General features: G+C 68.3%; 15 protein-coding genes. 7 read left to right on the top strand and 8 right to left on the bottom strand.

The window, feature by feature from the left end:
- Nucleotides 1-183 precede the first annotated feature (183 nt).
- Genes EMQ25_RS00260 through EMQ25_RS00285 form a run of 6 tightly spaced genes read left to right on the top strand, consistent with a single transcriptional unit; the run spans nt 184 to nt 5,154 of the window.
- The gene (locus EMQ25_RS00260) at nt 184-1,392 is read left to right on the top strand and encodes a KamA family radical SAM protein (RefSeq protein WP_204569792.1); all 1,209 of its coding nucleotides are present in this window, start codon (nt 184-186) and stop codon (nt 1,390-1,392) included.
- Nucleotides 1,389-1,796, top strand: coding sequence for an SET domain-containing protein-lysine N-methyltransferase (locus EMQ25_RS00265; protein ID WP_127186551.1), 408 nt, complete (start codon nt 1,389-1,391; stop codon nt 1,794-1,796). The genes EMQ25_RS00260 and EMQ25_RS00265 overlap by 4 nt, the downstream gene beginning before the upstream one ends.
- Nucleotides 1,774-2,748, top strand: coding sequence for a D-alanine--D-alanine ligase family protein (locus EMQ25_RS00270; RefSeq protein ID WP_127186552.1), 975 nt, complete (start codon nt 1,774-1,776; stop codon nt 2,746-2,748). Before EMQ25_RS00265 ends, EMQ25_RS00270 begins: the two co-directional genes overlap by 23 nt.
- Nucleotides 2,745-3,701, top strand: coding sequence for a D-alanine--D-alanine ligase family protein (locus tag EMQ25_RS00275; RefSeq protein WP_127186553.1), 957 nt, complete (start codon nt 2,745-2,747; stop codon nt 3,699-3,701). Before EMQ25_RS00270 ends, EMQ25_RS00275 begins: the two co-directional genes overlap by 4 nt.
- On the top strand, nt 3,682-4,176 hold the full coding sequence (locus tag EMQ25_RS00280) for a GNAT family N-acetyltransferase (protein ID WP_158625884.1): 495 nt from the start codon (nt 3,682-3,684) through the stop codon (nt 4,174-4,176). The genes EMQ25_RS00275 and EMQ25_RS00280 overlap by 20 nt, the downstream gene beginning before the upstream one ends.
- Before the next feature lie 60 nt (nt 4,177-4,236).
- The gene (locus EMQ25_RS00285; protein WP_127186555.1) at nt 4,237-5,154 is read left to right on the top strand and encodes an SMP-30/gluconolactonase/LRE family protein; all 918 of its coding nucleotides are present in this window, start codon (nt 4,237-4,239) and stop codon (nt 5,152-5,154) included.
- Nucleotides 5,155-5,183: 29 nt separating this feature from the next.
- Here EMQ25_RS00285 and EMQ25_RS00290 read toward each other — a convergent pair whose 3' ends face one another.
- The 3 genes from EMQ25_RS00290 to EMQ25_RS00300 form a co-directional block, all read right to left on the bottom strand.
- Nucleotides 5,184-6,953, bottom strand: a complete 1,770-nt coding sequence (locus EMQ25_RS00290; protein ID WP_127186556.1) for an SLC13 family permease — start codon at nt 6,951-6,953, stop codon at nt 5,184-5,186.
- 133 nt (nt 6,954-7,086) lie between these two features.
- Nucleotides 7,087-10,236 (bottom strand): efflux RND transporter permease subunit, encoded by a 3,150-nt coding sequence (locus tag EMQ25_RS00295; protein ID WP_127186557.1) that lies wholly within the window; start codon nt 10,234-10,236, stop codon nt 7,087-7,089.
- 14 nt (nt 10,237-10,250) lie between these two features.
- Nucleotides 10,251-11,672: an efflux RND transporter periplasmic adaptor subunit gene (locus EMQ25_RS00300; protein ID WP_158625885.1), complete on the bottom strand. Its 1,422-nt coding sequence runs from the start codon at nt 11,670-11,672 to the stop codon at nt 10,251-10,253.
- Between the two features lie 168 nt (nt 11,673-11,840).
- On the opposite strand from EMQ25_RS00300, the gene EMQ25_RS00305 reads away from it, so the two are divergent.
- Nucleotides 11,841-12,809, top strand: a complete 969-nt coding sequence (locus EMQ25_RS00305; RefSeq protein WP_127186559.1) for a carbohydrate kinase family protein — start codon at nt 11,841-11,843, stop codon at nt 12,807-12,809.
- Here EMQ25_RS00305 and EMQ25_RS00310 read toward each other — a convergent pair.
- The 5 genes from EMQ25_RS00310 to nadA all read right to left on the bottom strand — a co-directional run bounded on the left by EMQ25_RS00310 (nt 12,799) and on the right by nadA (nt 16,862).
- Nucleotides 12,799-13,098: a type II toxin-antitoxin system RelE/ParE family toxin gene (locus EMQ25_RS00310; RefSeq protein WP_127186560.1), complete on the bottom strand. Its 300-nt coding sequence runs from the start codon at nt 13,096-13,098 to the stop codon at nt 12,799-12,801. The two genes, EMQ25_RS00305 and EMQ25_RS00310, sit on opposite strands and share 11 nt — an antisense overlap.
- Nucleotides 13,088-13,348 (bottom strand): type II toxin-antitoxin system ParD family antitoxin, encoded by a 261-nt coding sequence (locus tag EMQ25_RS00315; RefSeq protein ID WP_127186561.1) that lies wholly within the window; start codon nt 13,346-13,348, stop codon nt 13,088-13,090. Before EMQ25_RS00315 ends, EMQ25_RS00310 begins: the two co-directional genes overlap by 11 nt.
- Nucleotides 13,349-13,405: 57 nt before the next feature.
- Nucleotides 13,406-15,001 carry an L-aspartate oxidase gene (locus EMQ25_RS00320; protein ID WP_127186562.1) on the bottom strand — a complete coding sequence of 532 codons (1,596 nt, stop codon included), beginning with the start codon at nt 14,999-15,001 and terminating at the stop codon, nt 13,406-13,408.
- Between the two features lie 79 nt (nt 15,002-15,080).
- On the bottom strand, nt 15,081-15,719 hold the full coding sequence (locus tag EMQ25_RS00325; RefSeq protein WP_158625886.1) for a class I SAM-dependent methyltransferase: 639 nt from the start codon (nt 15,717-15,719) through the stop codon (nt 15,081-15,083).
- A gap of 75 nt (nt 15,720-15,794) precedes the next feature.
- A complete protein-coding gene (gene nadA / locus EMQ25_RS00330) occupies nt 15,795-16,862 on the bottom strand; it encodes a quinolinate synthase NadA (RefSeq protein WP_127186564.1) in 1,068 nt (355 codons plus the stop codon).
- Between the last annotated feature and the right edge of the window lie 136 nt (nt 16,863-16,998).

Here is a 16,998-nt window from a genome sequence, read left to right on the forward strand (position 1 = left end):
TGATTCAAGTTGTCGTAACATCGTCAGCAATAACCTTCGCGCGCGCCTCCTCATCTGATCTGGCGGCAACGAAGTCGATGGAGGAGGAAGATCATGCAATCGGAAGAGTATCGGGCTGAAGAGCCCGACCCCGGAAGTATAATGCGCCGTCCTGAGGGGGCGGCGCCAGACATCGGGGCGTCGATGCCCAGTCTCGCCCGGGTCCCGGGCCGGGCCGCGCCCATCCACAGATTTCCGATCAGCGCGCATGCGCAGGCGTTTCGCCGGAGGTTCTATCCGGGGGTTACGGCGGGGGAATGGAACGACTGGAAATGGCAGGTGCGCAACCGCATCCGCCGGCTTGCCGAACTCGAGCCGATCCTCGATCTGACCGATGACGAGCGGGCGGCGATCGCGGCGCGGACGGGAAGCCTGCCCATCGCGATCACGCCCTATTACCTCTCGCTGCTGTCGCGCGAGGACCCCGACCAGCCGCTGCGGCGCACGCACCTGCCGGTGGGGGCGGAGTTCGTGACGGGACCGGGGGAGGCGCCCGATCCTCTCGGGGAAGACCACGACATGGCGGTGCCGGGGCTCGTCCACCGCTATCCGGACCGGGTGCTGTTCCTCACCACCGGGTTCTGCTCGACCTATTGCCGCTATTGCACGCGCTCGCGCATGGTGGGGGAGACGAACGGGGAATATTCGTTCTCGACCAGCCAGTGGGAGCGGGCGGCGCAGTATATCGAGGCGCATCCGGAAATCCGGGACTGCCTCCTTTCGGGGGGCGATCCGCTTTCGATCGGGGACGACAAGCTCGAATGGCTGCTTGACCGGCTCCGATCGATCAAGCACCTGCAATTCCTGCGCATCGGCACCAAGATCCCGGTGGTGATGCCGCAGCGGATCACGAAGAGCATGACGCGCATGCTGGCGCGGTTCCACCCCCTCTGGATGTCCATCCACTTCACCCACCCCGACGAACTCACCCCCGAAACCCGCGAAGCCTGTGCGCGTCTTGCCGATGCGGGCATTCCGCTCGGCAGCCAGACGGTGCTGCTCAAGGGCATCAATGACAGCCTGCCCGTGATGCGGGACCTGATGCATGGGCTGCTGATGGCGCGGGTGAAGCCCTATTACCTCTACCAGTGCGACCCGGTTTCGGGCTCGGCCCATTTCCGCACGAGCGTGGCGGCGGGGCTCGAGATCATAAGGGGGCTGAGGGGGCATACGAGCGGGTATGCGGTGCCCCAATTCGTCATCGACGCGCCGGGGGGTGGAGGCAAGATCCCGCTGCTGCCCGATTATCTCGCAGGCCGGGAGGGGGACGATCTGCTCCTCGAGAATTTCGAGGGCGGGCTCTACCGCTATCCCGATCCGGGCGGGACGATCGGGGCGGACAGGCCAAGATGAGCGAGCCGCTCGCGCTGCCCCGCCATGAGGGGCTGAGGCTGGCCGAGATCGCGGGGCGGGGACGGGGGCTCATCACCATCGCGCCCATCGGGGCGGGCACGCTCATCGAGGCGGCCCCGGTGTTGGCGCTGCCCGAGAGCGCGAGCCCTGCGCGGGAGAACCCGCTCTTTGACTATCCCTTTGCCTGGGACGGGCGGGGCGGGCCTGAGGCGATCGCCTTCGGGCTCGTCTCCATGGTCAATCACGATCCCGATCCGAACGGGCGGGTCGAGCCGGACCTGCCCAATCTCGTGATCCGGCTTTTTGCGCGGCGCGATATCCTGCCGGGCGAGGAAATCACCGTCGACTACGCCATACCGCTCTGGTGGGAGGAGGGGGCGCATGCGGATCGGGCTCTGCTATGATCTGAGGGACGACTATATCGCGCGCGGGTTCACGCTCGAGGCGGCAAGCGAGTTCGACGTGCCCGAAACGATCGCGGCACTGACCGAGGCCATTGAAGCGGAAGGACATGTGGTCGAGCCGATCGGGGCGCTGCCCGACCTCGTCGGCGCGCTCGCGGCAGGGCGGCGCTGGCCGCTCGTCTTCAACATCGCCGAGGGGGTTGCCGGGATCGCGCGGGAGGCGCAGGTGCCGGCCCTGCTCGAGGCCTATGGCATCCCCTTTACGTTCTCCTCGGCCGACGTTCTGGTCGTCGCGATGGACAAGAGCCTCGCCAAGCGCGTGGTGCGGGGCGCCGGGGTGGCGAGCCCCGACTTCGTCGTCGTGCGGGAGGTTGCCGATCTCGCCGGGCTGGCGCTGCCCTTCCCGCTCTTTGTGAAGCCGCTTGCCGAAGGCACCTCCAAGGGGGTGTTCGAGCATTCGCGGATCTTCGACATGCGCATGCTCAAGGACCGGGTGGAGGCGCTGCTCGAAGCCTATCGCCAGCCGGTTCTGGTCGAGACCTACCTGCCGGGGCGCGAATTCACCGTCGGGATCCTCGGGACGGGCCGGGCGGCGCGCGCCATCGGGGTCGCCGAAATCGGCACGCGCGCGGGCGGCGACCAGGCGGCCTATTCGCACCGCAACAAGATGGAGGGGTTCGACGAACTCACCCTCGCCAAAGGGGCGCTGGCGCAGGCGGCGGCAGACACTGCGCTCGCGGCCTGGCGGGCGCTGGGCGCGCGCGATGCAGGCCGTGTCGATATTCGTTGCGATCGGCACGGGCGCCCGGCATTCATAGAGGCCAATCCGCTGGCCGGATTGCGGCCCGACTGGTCGGAACTGCCCATTCTGTCCAAACTGTCCGGAATGACTTATCAGAGGCTGATCGGCGCCATCCTGGAGGAGGCCGTGGCGAGGATGCGAGCGACATGAAGCGGCTGCGCATTGCCGTTCTAACCCCGGACGCAAGGCCGGACGATCCGCCCGAGCGCGCCGACACTTTCGTGCAGGCGCGCGAAGTGGTCGAGGCGATCATGGATCTGGGGCACGAGCCGATCCCCGCCATCTGGACCGATCTTTCGGGCGCCGAGGCGCTCCTGCGCGAGATGCGGCCCGACATCGTCTTCAACCTCGTCGAGGACCTGCCCGAGGGGCCGACGCAGCTTCACAAGGTGACGGCGCTCTGCGACGAGCTGAGGCTGCGCCATACGGGCGCGCCGACGGCGGCGCTGCTTGCCAGCAGCGACAAGCGGCGGATGAAGGCGCGGCTTGCGGCCGCGGGCCTGCCGGTGCCGCCGGCGATGACGCCGGGCGACGAGACGACGCGCTTCATCGTCAAATCGGCGACCGAGCACGCCTCGCACGCGCTCGGGCCCGAGGACGTGGTGGTGGGAAGCACCGCAGCCGAAGCGCTGATCGCGCTCAAGATCGCGGCCCATGGCGGGCCCTGGTTCGCCGAGGCCTATGTGCCGGGGCGGGAGATCAACCAGAGCCTGCTGGAATCGGCGCGCGGGCTCGTGGCGCTGCCGGCGGGCGAGATCCTTTTTCTCGACCAGGAGGGGGATGCCCCGAGGGTCCTCGGCCATGACGAGAAATGGGCCGAGGACAGCGAGGCCTACAGGCGGACGCCGCGCGTAAGGCTCGAGGACGCGCCCGAGCTTGCCGCCGAGATCGAGGCGTTGTCGCGGGCGGCCTGGCGGGCTTTCGGGCTCAAGGGCTATGCGCGGGTCGACTTCCGGGTGCCCGAGGAGGGGCGGCCGGTGATCCTCGAGGTCAACGCCAATCCCTGTCTCTCGGCGACTGCCGGGTTCTGCGCCTCGGCGCGCGATGCGGGGCTGAGCCAGACCGATGTCGTGGGCAATATCCTTGCCGCCGCGCTCGTCTGACCCTCTCGTGCTGCGCGAGGCGGTGCGGGCTGGCGATGTCGGGGCGGTACGGCAGCTCGTCGAGGCGGCCGGGGTCTTTTCGCCGGAGGAGGCGGGGGTGGCCGCGTCCCTCGTCGAGACGACGCTGTCTGGGGCCGAGACCTACCGGTTCGTTTTTGCCGAAGTGGGCGATAGGCTTCTCGGCTATGCATGCTTTGACCGCATTCCCCTGAGCGCGGTCTCCTACGATCTCTACTGGATCGTCGTGGCGCCGGAAGCGCGGGGCACCGGGCTCGGGCGAAGGCTCATCGCGCAGGTGGCGGACCGGGCGCGTGCCGAGGGGGCGCTGCAGATCTTCGCGGAAACCTCGATGCGTGCCGATTACGGGCCGGCCCGCGCCTTCTACGAACGGGCGGGATTCACGGCCGCGGCACGGTTTGCCGATTTCTATGCGCGGGACGAGGACAAGCTGGTCCTCAGGCTAGAGCTCCGCTGAGGCGGCCCCTTGTGGGGGGCGCTAGATTGCTGTTGTATCACTACAAAAAGGGAGACGAGCATGGCGCTGGTTGGCGATGCCTATGAATATTACGACAAGAAGTTCTACGACCTGACCGTCCCGACGGTCGATCTCGAACTCATCTACGACAAGAACCGGTGGTCCGAGGGACCGGTCTGGTTCAATGATGGGGGGTATCTGGTCTGGAGCGACATTCCCAACAACCGGCTGCTGCGCTACGTGCCCGATCTGGGCGTCTCGGTATTCCGCATGCCGTCGAACTACATCAACGGCAATACGCGCGACCGGGAGGGCCGGCTCGTCTCGTGCTCGCACGGGGCGCGGGCGGTGCTGCGGACCGAGGCGGACGGCACGATCACGACGATTGCCGACAGCTACAAGGGCGGGCGGCTCAACTCGCCCAATGACGTGGTGGTGAAGTCCGACGGGACGATCTGGTTCACCGACCCCACCTACGGGATCATGTCGGACTATGAGGGCTACAAGGCCGAGAGCGAGCAGGAGGGGTGCTACGTCTTCCGGTTCGACCCCACGAGCGGGGAATTGAGCGTCGTCGCGGACGATTTCAAGAAGCCCAACGGGCTCGCCTTCTCGCCCGACGAGAGCCTGCTCTATATCGCGGATTCGGGCCGGAGCCATGATCCGGACTGGCCCGCGCAGATCCGCGTCTTCGACGTTTCGGGCAAGAACAACCTCAAGAATGGCCGGGTGTTCTGCACCATCGAGACCGGGCTGCCCGACGGGTTCCGCGTCGATACCGAGGGCAATGTCTGGACCTCGGCGGGGGCCGGGATCAACTGCTATTCGCCCGAGGGCGGGCTTCTGGGGCGGATCAAGTTCCCGCAGATGGTTTCGAACCTCACCTTTGGCGGGGAGCGTCGCAACCGGCTCTTCGTGACATGCACGCAGGAAGTCTATTCGGTCTTCGTGGGTGCCTCGGGCGCGCAGCGGCCCTGAGGGCGCGGGGCGGCGAACGCCGCCCCCGTTCAGAGCGGCCAGAAGACGAGGATGGCGGGCACCGAAACGACAACGATGATGAGCTCGAGCGGCAGCCCGAAGCGGAAGTAATCGGTGAAGCGATAGCCGCCGGGCCCGAGGATCAGCAGATTGTTCTGGTGGCCGATGGGGGTGAGGAAGGCGCAGCTCGCGCCGATGGCAACGGCCATGAGGAAGGGATCGGGATTGACCTCGAGGGCGGTCGCGAGGCCATAGGCGATGGGCGCGGCAATGACGGCGGTAGCCGCGTTGTTGAGAATGTCCGAGAGCATCATGGTGACGACGAGGATGACCGTGAGGGCCACCCAGCCGGGCAGCGCGACGGTGAGCCCGGCGAGGCCCCCGGCGATGAGCGCGGTAGCCCCCGAGGTTTCGAGCGCGCCGCCCAGCGGGATGAGGGCGCCCAGGAGCACGATGATCGGCCATTCGATGGCGTCGTAGAGTTCGCGCAGCGGCACGATATCGAAAAAGACGTAGGCGAGCACCGCGATGCCGAGCCCGATCGAAAGCGGCAGGAGCCCCAGCACCGAGAGCATGACCGCGCCGACGAAGAGGCCGATCGACAGCATCGCCTTGGAATGATCGGTGACGGTGGCGGTGGTGACGAGCGGCAGGCAATCGAGCCGCGCCATCACCGAGCCCAGCGATTCGCTGTTGCCGAGCAGCAGGAGCACGTCGCCCGCCTGGATGGGGGTGCGCCGCACGCGCTGCTTGATGGTGCGGCCATTGCGCGAGATGCCGAGCAGCGACACGCCATAGGCGCGCAGCAGCTGCACGTCATTGGCGCTGCGCCCCAGGAGCCGGCTGTCGCGATTGACGACGGCTTCGGCAAAACTCATGTCCGAGGAGAGCGGGGCGGCGGTGCCGGCCTTGCCCTGGAAATCGAGCCCCATGGCGCCCGCGAAGCGGTTGAGCGCCTCGGTCGAGGCCTGGACGACGAGGAGGTCGCCTTCGCCCACTTCTTCGGCGAGGGCGCGGCCGGGCAGGCGCCGTCCCTTGCGCACGAGGCCGATGAGGGAAACGTCATTGTCGTCGGCGGGGGCGAGGAGGTCCCGCACGGTCTGGCCGATGGCCGCGGATTTGGGCCCGACGACGAGCTCGGTGACGAAATCCTCGATGGCCTTGAGCTCGGTGATGGCGCTGGAACCCGAACGCTGGGGAATGAGCCGCCAGCCGAAGAGCGCGATGAAGCCGATGCCGGCAGCGGCGCAGATGAGCCCGACGGGCGCATAGTCGAACATGGCGAAGGGGGTGCCGGTCATCTCGGCGCGGTAGGAGGCGACGATGATGTTGGCGGGCGTGCCGATGACGGTGATGAGCCCGCCCAGAATGGTGGCCGAGGAGAGGGCCATCAAGGTTGCCGAGGGCGCGCGGCCGGCCTTCTGGGCGGCCTGGATGTCGACGGGCATGAGCAGGGCGAGCGCCGCGACATTGTTCATGAAGGCCGAGAGGATCGCCCCGATGCCGCCGATCTCGAGGATGTGGCGGGTGATCGAATGGGAGCTGTCGATGACGCGGCGGGTGACGAGCTCGACGGCGCCCGAGCGGGAGAGGCCGGTGGAGACGACGAGGACCAGCGCGACGATGATGGTCGCCTCGTGCCCGAAGCCGCTGAAGGCCTCGCGGGCCGGCACGACCCCGAGGACGACCCCGGCGAGCAGTGCTGCAAAGGAGACGATGTCGTAGCGGATCCGGCCCCAGACGAGCGTGCCCAGAAGGACCGCGAAAATGCAGATGAGCGTGATCTGCTCATAGCTCATGGATTGGATGCCCCGCGAATGACCGGCGGACGCCCCGCAGCGCCCGTCCAGCGACAATGGCCGGACGGCGCGAAGAGTTGCCGCGCGCTCCGCTTAGCCCATCGGGCGGGCGGAGGGAACGGTCCGCCGGGCACTATTCGGCGGGTGCGGGCGGCGGCAGCGTCGCTGGCGTCGGCTCGGGGCGCCGGCCTGCTTCGTCGAGCTCGCGCCCTAGCCGGGCCTCCTCCTGCGCCTTGGGCTGGGAGAAGCGCGCCAGGAGCAGATAGGCGACGGGGGTGAGATAGAGGGTGGAGATGGCCGCAAAGCCGAGGCCCCCCACGATCACCCAGCCGAGCGCCTGGCGTGCCTCTGCACCCGCACCGCTTGCGAGCACGAGCGGCACGCCGCCCAGAATGGTGGCGAGCATGGTCATGGTGACGGGGCGCAGGCGGATGTTGGAGGCCTCCTCGATGGCCTCGCGGACCGAGCGGCCCTCATCGCGCAGCTGGTTGGCGAATTCGACGATGAGGATACCGTTCTTGGCCATGATGCCGACGACGAGCACGAGCCCGATCTGGCTGTAGATGTTGAGGCTGCCTCCGGTGACGAGCAGGGCATAGAGCCCCGCGGCGACCCCGAAGGGGACGGTCGCCATGACGATGATGGCGCTCCAGAGGCTTTCGAACTGTGCCGCGAGGACGAGCAGGATGATGACGAGCGCAAAGCCGAAGACGAGGAGGAGCGCATTGTTGGCCTCCCCGAGGGTCTTGGCTTCGGCGAGCGGGATGATCGCCATGCCCTCGGGCAGGATGGGGCGGGCGTATTCGAGCACCTGGGTATAGGCATCCCCGAGCGCGAGGCCGCCTTCTAGGCTTGCCGAGACGGGGACGGCGCGGCGCTGCTCCTCGCGCCGGAGGGAGGGCGCGATCGGCTCCTCGACGAGGGTCGCGATGGTCGACATGGGCAGGTAGCGCCCGTCGGCGGTGCGCACGAATAGGGTTTCGAGATCGCGCGGGTCGTTGACCGGATTGGTGGTCGAGACCATGCGGACGGTGAAGCTCGTGTCGTTGATGAAGACGTTGCCGACATCGGTGCCGTCGATCATCGCCTGCATGGTGGTGCCGAGCCCGTTGATGTCGATGCCCAGAGCATCGGCGCGCTCGCGGTCTATGCTGAGGGTGAGCTGGGGCTGGGTGGCGTCGAAATCGACATTGATGCGCCCGAAGCGCCCGTCCTCCTCCATCACCTCGGCGATCTCGCGGGCGGTGGCGGCGAGGCGGGTATAGTCAGAGCCGACGACGGCGAACTGCAGGCCCGAGCCGCCGCCGCGAATGCCGAGGCTGTTGGGCTGGCCCACAAAGGCGCGGACGCCCGGGACCTGCTGCATGAGCGCGTTCACCTCGGCGGCGATCTCGGCCTGGCTGCGCTCACGCTCGCCCCAGGGGGCGAGGGCGAGGTTGAGCATGCCGCCCGTGCCCCAGCCCGAGAGCACGAAGACCGATTCGATCTCGCCGCTTTCGACGAGCGGCTGGATCAGCTGCTCGACCCGCGTCATCTGGGTGCGGACATAGTCGAGGCTGACGGTGTTGGGCGCCGAGACGCGGAGCATGAGGTTCGAGCGATCCTCGGGCGGCGTGATCTCCTGGCGCAGATTGGAAAAGACGAAGAAGGACGACGCCGCAAAGAGGAAAGCGATGAGGAGGACGACGAAGGGGTTGGCAAGCGCGACCCGGAGCGTGCCGGCATAAAGGCGCGAGAGCCCCCCGCCCAGGGTGCCGAGAACGCCCCCGCGCGGCGCGGCGCCGGCGGTATCGGCGCGCAGGAGGCGCGAGGCGATCATCGGGCCCATGGAGAGCGCCACGACCGAGGAAAGCAGCACCGCGATGGCGAGGGTGAAGCCGAACTCGCGGAAGAGCCGGCCGGTCTGCCCCTCGAGGAAGGAAAGGGGCACGAAGACGGCCGCCAGGGTGAGGGTGGTGGCGATGACCGCGAAGAACACTTCCTTGGTGCCGAGCACGGCAGCGGCGCGCGGGCCGGCGCCCAGCTGCTTGCGCCGCACGATGTTCTCGAGGACGACGATCGCATCGTCGACGACGAGGCCGGTGGCGAGCACGAGCGCGAGGAGCGTCAGGATGTTGATCGAGAACCCGGCCGCATAGATGCCGGCGACGGCGCCGAGCAGCGCGATGGGCATGGCGACCGCCGGGACGACCGTCGCCCGCCAGTCGCGCAGGAAGAGGTAGATGATGACGATGACGACGAGGAGCGATACGAGGAGCGCGATCTGCACTTCGTGCAGCGCACCCTCGATGAAGATCGCATCATCGCTCGAGATGCGGATGTCGACGCCGGGCGGCAGGGTGGGGCGGAGGCTTTCGACTGCAGCCTGCACGCCATGGGAGATCTCGATGGTGTTGGACTGAGCCTGGCGCACGATGCCGAGCCCGATGCCGGGGCGCCCGTCCGAGCGGAGCGCGCTGGTGCTGGCGGCGGCATCGAAAACGACGGTCGCGACATCGCCGAGCCGCGTCCGGCCATTGATGATCAGCTCCTCGAACTGGCGGGGGGTGTTGATCTCGGAGACCGCGCGCACGGTGATGTTCTGGTTGGGGCCGTTGATCGAGCCGGCGGGCGTGTCGAAGGCGAGGGTGGACAGCGCATTGCGGATATCGGCGACGGTGAGCCCGACGCTGGCGAGCTTGATCGGATCGACGTCGACCTCGAAAGCGGTGTTGCGCGTGCCGTAGATCTGGACCTCGGCGACGCCCGGGACCGCGGCGAGGCGCTCGGAGATCACGTCCTCGACGAGGGTGGTGAGCTCGGAGACGGGGAGGGTATCGGCGGTGACGGCGAGCTGGATCACCGCCTGGGCGTCCGCATCGGCCTTGAAGATGGTGGGGGCATCGACCCCGTCGGGGAGCGAGCGGGTGATGCGGCTCAGCGCATCGCGCACGTCCGAGGTCGCGACATCGATATCGGTGCCATCGGTGAAGGCGAGGGTGACGCGGCTCGAGCCGTTGGAGGAGCGCGAGGAAATCGAGCTCACGCCCTGGACGCGCGCCACGGCGCCCTCGACCACTGCCGTGATCTCGCGATCGACGGTTTCGGCGGCGGCGCCGCTGAAGGAGGTGGAGACCGAGAGCACCGGCTGCTCGACGCTCGGGAGCTCGCGAACCTCGACGCCGATGAGGGCGGCAAGGCCGGCCACCACGATGAGCGCGTTGACGACGGCGGCGAGGACCGGCCGGCGCACGAAGAGCGCCGCCAGTGTGCCGCCGCGCTCGTTTTTCTGGGCGATGGACATCGGGCGCTCCTTGATCAGCCTTCGGCGCCCGAAGGGGCGGACCGGTTGGGCGGAGGAAGAGGGAGGGGCGGGGTGGCGGGCGCAGCGGTCTCCGGCGCTGCGTCCGGATCGTCGGCGGTGGCCGCGGGATCGTCGGTCGCCGGTGCGGCCTCGGTGGGCTCGGGCTCTGCGGGCGGCGCGATGGCGGCCGAGGCCGGGGCGACGCGGACCGGCTCGGCTTCGGCGACCGTGGGCGTCGTGGGCGAAGCCGGGGCACGGGCGGCGGCGACGGGCGGTTCGCCATCGAGCAGGCGCACCGGCGCGCCATCGCTCAGCTGCAGGATGCCTTCGGTGATGATGGCGTCGCCAGCCTCGATGTCGCCGCGCACGAGCACGCCATCGCTGTTGCGCTGGACGATCTCGGCCATGATGCGGCGCGCCGTGCCCTCCTCGTATTTCCAGACATAGGAGCCTTCGGCCGACCAGAGGATGGCGAGGGGATTGACGGTGGGGAAGGTTTCACCGGGAAAGGTCAGCTCTACCGAAAAGGACATGCCCGGACGCAGCAGGCCATCTTCATTGGGGAGGGCGGCCTGCACCTGGAGGGTGCGGCTGGCCGCATCGATGCGGTTGTCGACGGCGCTGATCTCGCCCTCGAAATGCCGGCCCGAGAGCGCCACGGCGGTGGCGCCGACCGCCATGCCCGGGCGGATGGCCGAGGCGTAGCGCTCGGGCACCCAGAAATCGACGAGGATTTCGGCATTGTCCTCGACGGTCGTGACCGGGCTCTGGGCGGTCAGATAATTGCCCGGGCGGACCTGGAAGAGCCCCACAGTGCCGCCGATGGGCGTGGTGATGGCGCGGCGCTCGAGAGCGAGCTCGGCCTCCTGGAGGGCAAGGCGGGCATTGTCGGCGGCGAGCTGGGCGGTGTTGAGCTGGACGGTGGAGGCCGAATTGGTGCGGGCGAGCTCGGCGGTGCGCGTGAGGGCGGCATCGGCATCGGCGAAGGCGAGGCGCGCACGCTCGACCGCGATGGTCTCGCTTTCGGAATTGAGCTGGCCGATGACGTCGCCGGCCTCGACCGTGGCGCCGGGGCGCACGGCGAGATCGACGAGCGTGCCGCCGGCAGAGGAGACGACGGTGACCGAGCGCGAGGAGGAGCCCTCGCCGATCGCGATCAGCCTGTCATTGATGGTGGCGGTGCCTGCGGGCGAGACCGAGACGATGAGCTCGCGCCCGCCGCCGCCGAAGCCGCCGCGGCCGCCCCCGCCGCCGCCACGCCCTGCGCCGGGACTGCCGCCGGGGCCCGCCTGGGGCGTCGCCGCCTCGGCGGTTTCGAGCATGGGCAGGGGTATGCCGAGCCGCGCCAGCGTCTCGGCCGAGCCGGGGACGAAGAACACATAGGCGGTGCCGGCAAGGACGAGCAGGACCAGCGAAATCAGCAATTGCCTCAGCAAGCGGGAGCACCTCGGCGCAATGGATCCGGAGAGCCGGGACACTAGCATCGCATGACTGCGCCGCACGTTAAATCGCCGTAACAATTTCGTAGGCCCGGTGGGCGGCCTTCGCGCAATTCCCAGCGTCCCGATTCTGGGCTAGAGCATGGGCGGAGGCAGAAGGAGGCCATGCCCATGTTCGTCGTCGGGGGAGAGAGCCTGATCGATCTCGTTTCGGAGCCCACGGGCCCGGACGGGGTGATCCGGATGACCGCGCACCAGGGCGGCTCGCCCTATAATTGCGCGATTGCGCTGGCGCGGCTCGGTATGGAGAGCGGGTTTTTATGCCCGATCAGCAAGGACGGGTTCGGCACCTATCTGATGGGACCGCTGGAGGCGGCAGGCGTGCGGCCGCTCCTCGTGGAACGCGTCGCCGCCCCTTCGACGCTGGCGGTGGTGACGCTCGATGCGCGCGGGGCCGCGCAATATGAATTCTATCGCGGCGCCGATCGGGCGTTCACCCGCGAGGGCCTGATTGCGGCGCTGCCGGAGCGGCCGGCGCTCTTCCAGATCGGCGGGTTCTGCCCGATCCTTCCCGAGGATGCGGAGGTCTGGCTCGACGTGGCCGAGGCGGCCGCGGCGCGTGGCGCGACGCTCTCGATCGACCCCAATGTGCGGCCGTCGCTCGTTGCCGATTTCGAGGCTTACCGGGCGCGGCTCGACCGGTTCCTCGACATTGCGCACCTTATCAAGCTCTCCGAGGAGGATCTTGCGGCGCTCGATCCGCAGCGTTCCATCGCGGCGCATGCGGCGGCGCTGCTCGAGCGCCCCAATTGCGAGATGGTGGTGGTGACGCTGGGGGAGAAGGGCTCGCGCGCCTTTACCGCGGCAGGCGAGGCGGAGGCCGGCATATACCGTCCGGCCGTCTTCGGGGACACGGTGGGCGCGGGGGATTCGCTGATGGCGGGGGTGCTGACGCATCTGGCCGAGGCGGGCGCGCTCGTGCCGGGGCGGCTGGGCGCGACGGGACCGGAGGGGCTTGATGCAATGCTCCGGTTCGGCGCGGTGGTCGCCGGGCTCAACTGCGCCGAAAAGGGCTGCCGACCGCCCTCGCGGGAGGCGGTGGAGGGGGTGCTGGGAGGCGGGCTCAGTCGATGAAGAGGTCAGGCTCCGCCTGCCGGGCGGCGTTGAGCGCACGCACGAGAATGAGGCTGTTGCCTTCGATCCGGTAGTAAAGCGCGTAGTTGCCGACCGGAAAGCTGCGCAGGCCTGGCGCGAGCTCGCCGCGCTCGCGGCCCATGGCAGGCGCTGCGGCCAGCGTATGAAGGACCTCCATGAGCCGCCTCAGGTGACGGTCTGCGGCCGAAACGCTGTCCTCGGCGATGAAAGCCCAGATATCGAAGAGATCGGCCTCCGCTGCCGGAGAGCGTAAAATCTCAAGCGGCATCGCGCCCGGCCTTCCGATGGCGGGCCTCGGCGATAATTGCTTCGATATCGAGGGGCTCCGGCTCGCCTTCTAGGCCTTCGGCGATGGCCTGGCGGAGGGCATCGAGCTTGAGGGCGCGCAATTGCTCACGCTCTTCCATGAGGCGGAGGCCGTCGCGCAGGACCTCGCTGGCGCTGGCGTAGCGCCCGCTTTCGACCATTTCGCGGACGAAGGCCTCGTAATGGGCGCCGATCGTGTAGCTTGAGGGCATGGCAGGTCTCCTTTGCCCATCGATCATAGCATTTTATGATAGCGGTCGGAAGAGCGCTCAGCCAGCGGCCTCGGCACGCAGCGCGAGCGCTTCGGCGAGAGTCATCACGGTGTGGTGCTGCCAGGCGGGGTTCTCGGCGGGGAAGTCGGTGCGGAAATGCCCGCCGCGGCTTTCCTCGCGCTTCAGCGCACCGGCGGCAACGAGGGTCGCCGAGGTCACCATGTTGAGATAGGCGCGGGTAACGCCCTCGGCATGGGCCTCGAGATGGGCAAGCCGGCGCAGAGCCTCGCGCAGGCCCGTGGCGTCGCGCTCGACCCCGACGAGATCGGTCATCACCTGCCGGAGGTCGCGGACGGCCTTGAGGTTGCGCAGGAGATCCTCGGCGGCTTCGCCCTTCTCCTCGTCCCAGGCGATGCCGGGAAAGGGGGCGAGCTGGGCGCGGATGGGCTCGAGCCCGGAAATGTCCTCGGCGATGCGCGCGCCATAGACCACCGCTTCGAGAAGGGAATTGGAGGCGAGCCGATTGGCGCCGTGAAGGCCCGTGCAGCTGGCCTCCCCGCAGACCCAGAGGCCAGGAAGCGAGGACCGGCCGGTGGCGTCCACCTTGACCCCGCCCATGTGGTAATGGGCGGCAGGGGTGACCGGGATCAGGCCCGAAACGGGGTCGATGCCGGCCTCGGCGCAATAGCGGGCGACGGTGGGGAAGCGGGTGAGGATATCGGCGCCGAGCGCCGCGCGGGTGTCGAGGAAGACTTTGCGCCCGGCGCGGATCTGGCGGAAATTGGCGCGGGCGACGATGTCGCGCGGGGCGAGCTCGGCATCGGGATGGATCCCCGGCATGAAGCGTTCGCCCAGATCGTTGACGAGGATGGCGCCTTCCCCGCGCAGCGCTTCGGTGGCGAGAGGGGCCGGATCGGCGCCGGTCGCAATGGCGGTGGGGTGAAACTGGACGAACTCGGCATCCCCGATCAGCGCGCCGGCGCGGGCCGCCATGCCCATGGCGTGGCCACGCACGCTCGAGGGGTTGGTGGTGACCGCATAGAGCCCCCCGAGCCCGCCGGCGGCGAGGATGGTGGCGCGGGCGCGGATCAGGATCGGCTCGATGTAGCGATCCCCGAGCTTGCGGCAATAGACCCCGATGACGCGGCCATCGGCGCGGGCGAGGTCGACTGCGGTGATGCCTTCCACGATGCGGATCGAGGGGGTGCGCCGCACTTCGGCGATCATCGCCTGCATGATGGCATAGCCCGCCCGGTCGCCCTCGACGCGCACGACGCGGTTGCGCGAATGGGCAGCTTCGCGCCCGAGGAGGTAATGGCCCGCCGCGTCGCGGTCGAAGGGCGTGCCCCAGCGGGCGAGGTCCTCGATGCGGGCGGCGGCTTCGGCGGTGACCGATTCGGCGATGGCATGATCGACGATGCCGGCGCCGGCGGTCTCGGTGTCGAGCGCATGGGCATGGGCGGTGTCGCCCTCGCCGACGGCGGCCGCGACCCCGCCCTGCGCCCAGGCCGAGGAGGCGCCCGAGCCGAGGGGCTTGGGCGAAAGCACCGTTACCGGACGGGGGGCGAGCTTGAGCGCGCAGAAGAGCCCGGCAAGACCAGCCCCGACGATCAGCGCGCCATCGGCGTTCAGCGTGTTGTCGAAGGCGCTCATGGACTTTCCTCAGGGACGGGCCGGGCCCGGGACAGGGTGGGTGCTCTCGCAGCGGGAGGTTCGCGGCCTCGGAGGGCGCTCAGCCTCGCTTGCGGGCGACGATGAAGGGACGAACGTCCCGGCCGGTTGTGCCGTGGTGTTCGCGCTCAAGGATTTCGAATCCGGCCTTTTCGATCTCCGCGACGAGGTCGGCCTCCGAGAAGATGTTGACCGGCGGGGCGATGCGGAGCTTCACCGCAAGGGGGATGCCAAGCCGGATCAGAGCCCTTTCGCCCGTGAGGCAGGCGGTCTTGGAGATGAAGAGGGTGCCGGGCGGAAGGTCCCGGCCGAGCTCCAGTAGCGCCTCCCGCCAGCCGATAACGAGGTGAATGACGTTGAAGGCAAGGACGATTCCTGGCGGGTTCGCCCTATCGAAGGCGTCGGGGCCGCCGACGAGGAAGGAGACGTTCTCAACGCCCGCCTCACGGGCGCGCTCGCTTGCGATCTCGATGATCGCCGGCGCGGTGTCGGCCGCAAGGATGCTGCCTGCATGAGGGGCGAGCCGGATGGCCGTCGTGCCGGTGCCGCAGCCGAACTCGAACACGCGGGCCTCGGGGACGAGCCAGCGGCGGGTGGCCGCGAGCGTCCTTTCATAGGCCGCCTGGTCGGTGACCGGGCTTTTGGCGTACCGCCTGGCAAAGCGGTTCCAGAAACGGACCTGCCGTTCGGCGTCGCTCATAACCATCCTCCCCCGATCTCCCGGACCGTTCTAGAGCATCGGCCGGGTGATGGTCACCTGCCCTTTGGTCTGGTGTCAGTGGCGCCGGGCGGAAAATTCGATCATGCGCTCGACCGCGAGGCGGGCGGGCTCGATGATCTCCTCGGGGACGGTCACCTCCTCGGTCATGGTGTGGAGCGACCAGAGGATGTTCTCGAGGTTGATGCGCTTCATGTGCGGGCAGATGTTGCAGCCGCGCAGGAAATCGACGCCGGTGGTTTCGGACGCGACGTTGTCGGACATCGAGCACTCGGTGACCATGACGACGCGGGCGGGGCGCTCGGTCTTGACCCAGTTGATCATGCCGGCGGTGGAGCCGGCATAGTCGACCGCGTCGATCACTTCGGGGGGGCATTCGGGATGGGCGATGATCTTGGCGCTCGGATAGGCGGCGCGCAGTTCGGCGATGTCGGCGGCGGTGAAGGTTTCGTGCACCTCGCAGGCGCCGGCCCAGGTGATGATCTTCTTCTGGGTCTTCTTTGCCGTGTTCTGCGCCAGATACTGATCAGGGATCATGATGACCGTGTCTCCGGGAACCGCCTCGACGATCTGGAGGGCGTTCGAGGAGGTGCAGCAGACATCGGTGACCGCCTTCACGGCGGCCGAGGTGTTGACGTAGGTGACGACCGGAACGCCCGGATACTGGGCGCGCATCGCCATCACGTCCTCGGCGGTGATCGAGGAGGCGAGCGAGCACCCGGCGCGGCTGTCGGGGATCAGCACGGTCTTTTGCGGATTGAGGAGCTTGGAGGTCTCGGCCATGAAGTGCACGCCGCACTGCACGATCACCTGCTGGGTGACGCGGGTCGCCTCGATGGCCAGCTGCAGGCTGTCGCCCACGATGTCGGCGACGCCGTGATAGATCTGCGGGGTCTGGTAATTGTGGGCGAGGATGATCGCGTCACGCTCCTTTTTCAGCCGGTTGATCTGGAAGATCAGGGGCGCAAAGAATGGCCATTCGATCTCGGGCACCTTGCTGCGCACGCGCTCGAAGACCGGTTCGGTCTCGCGCCGGACGGCATCCGAGAAGGTGAGGTCGTAGCTCTGGGCGAGCACGGCCCGGGCATCCTCGAGCGGTGTCGTCGCATTGATCAGTTGAAGCATCTCGCCCCCGTTCGCCTCGCTATCGGCGCATGGGCGAAACTGGGTGACCATTTCACGCTTGCGCAGGCGGGCGGAACGTAGGCAGTTTCGCATCCGTTTTCAATCAACCGCCTTGCCGGAGTATCGCGCAGGGCCT

This window comes from Arsenicitalea aurantiaca (assembly GCF_003994485.1).
In the GTDB taxonomy this organism is placed as follows: Bacteria; Pseudomonadota; Alphaproteobacteria; order Rhizobiales; family Devosiaceae; genus Arsenicitalea; species Arsenicitalea aurantiaca.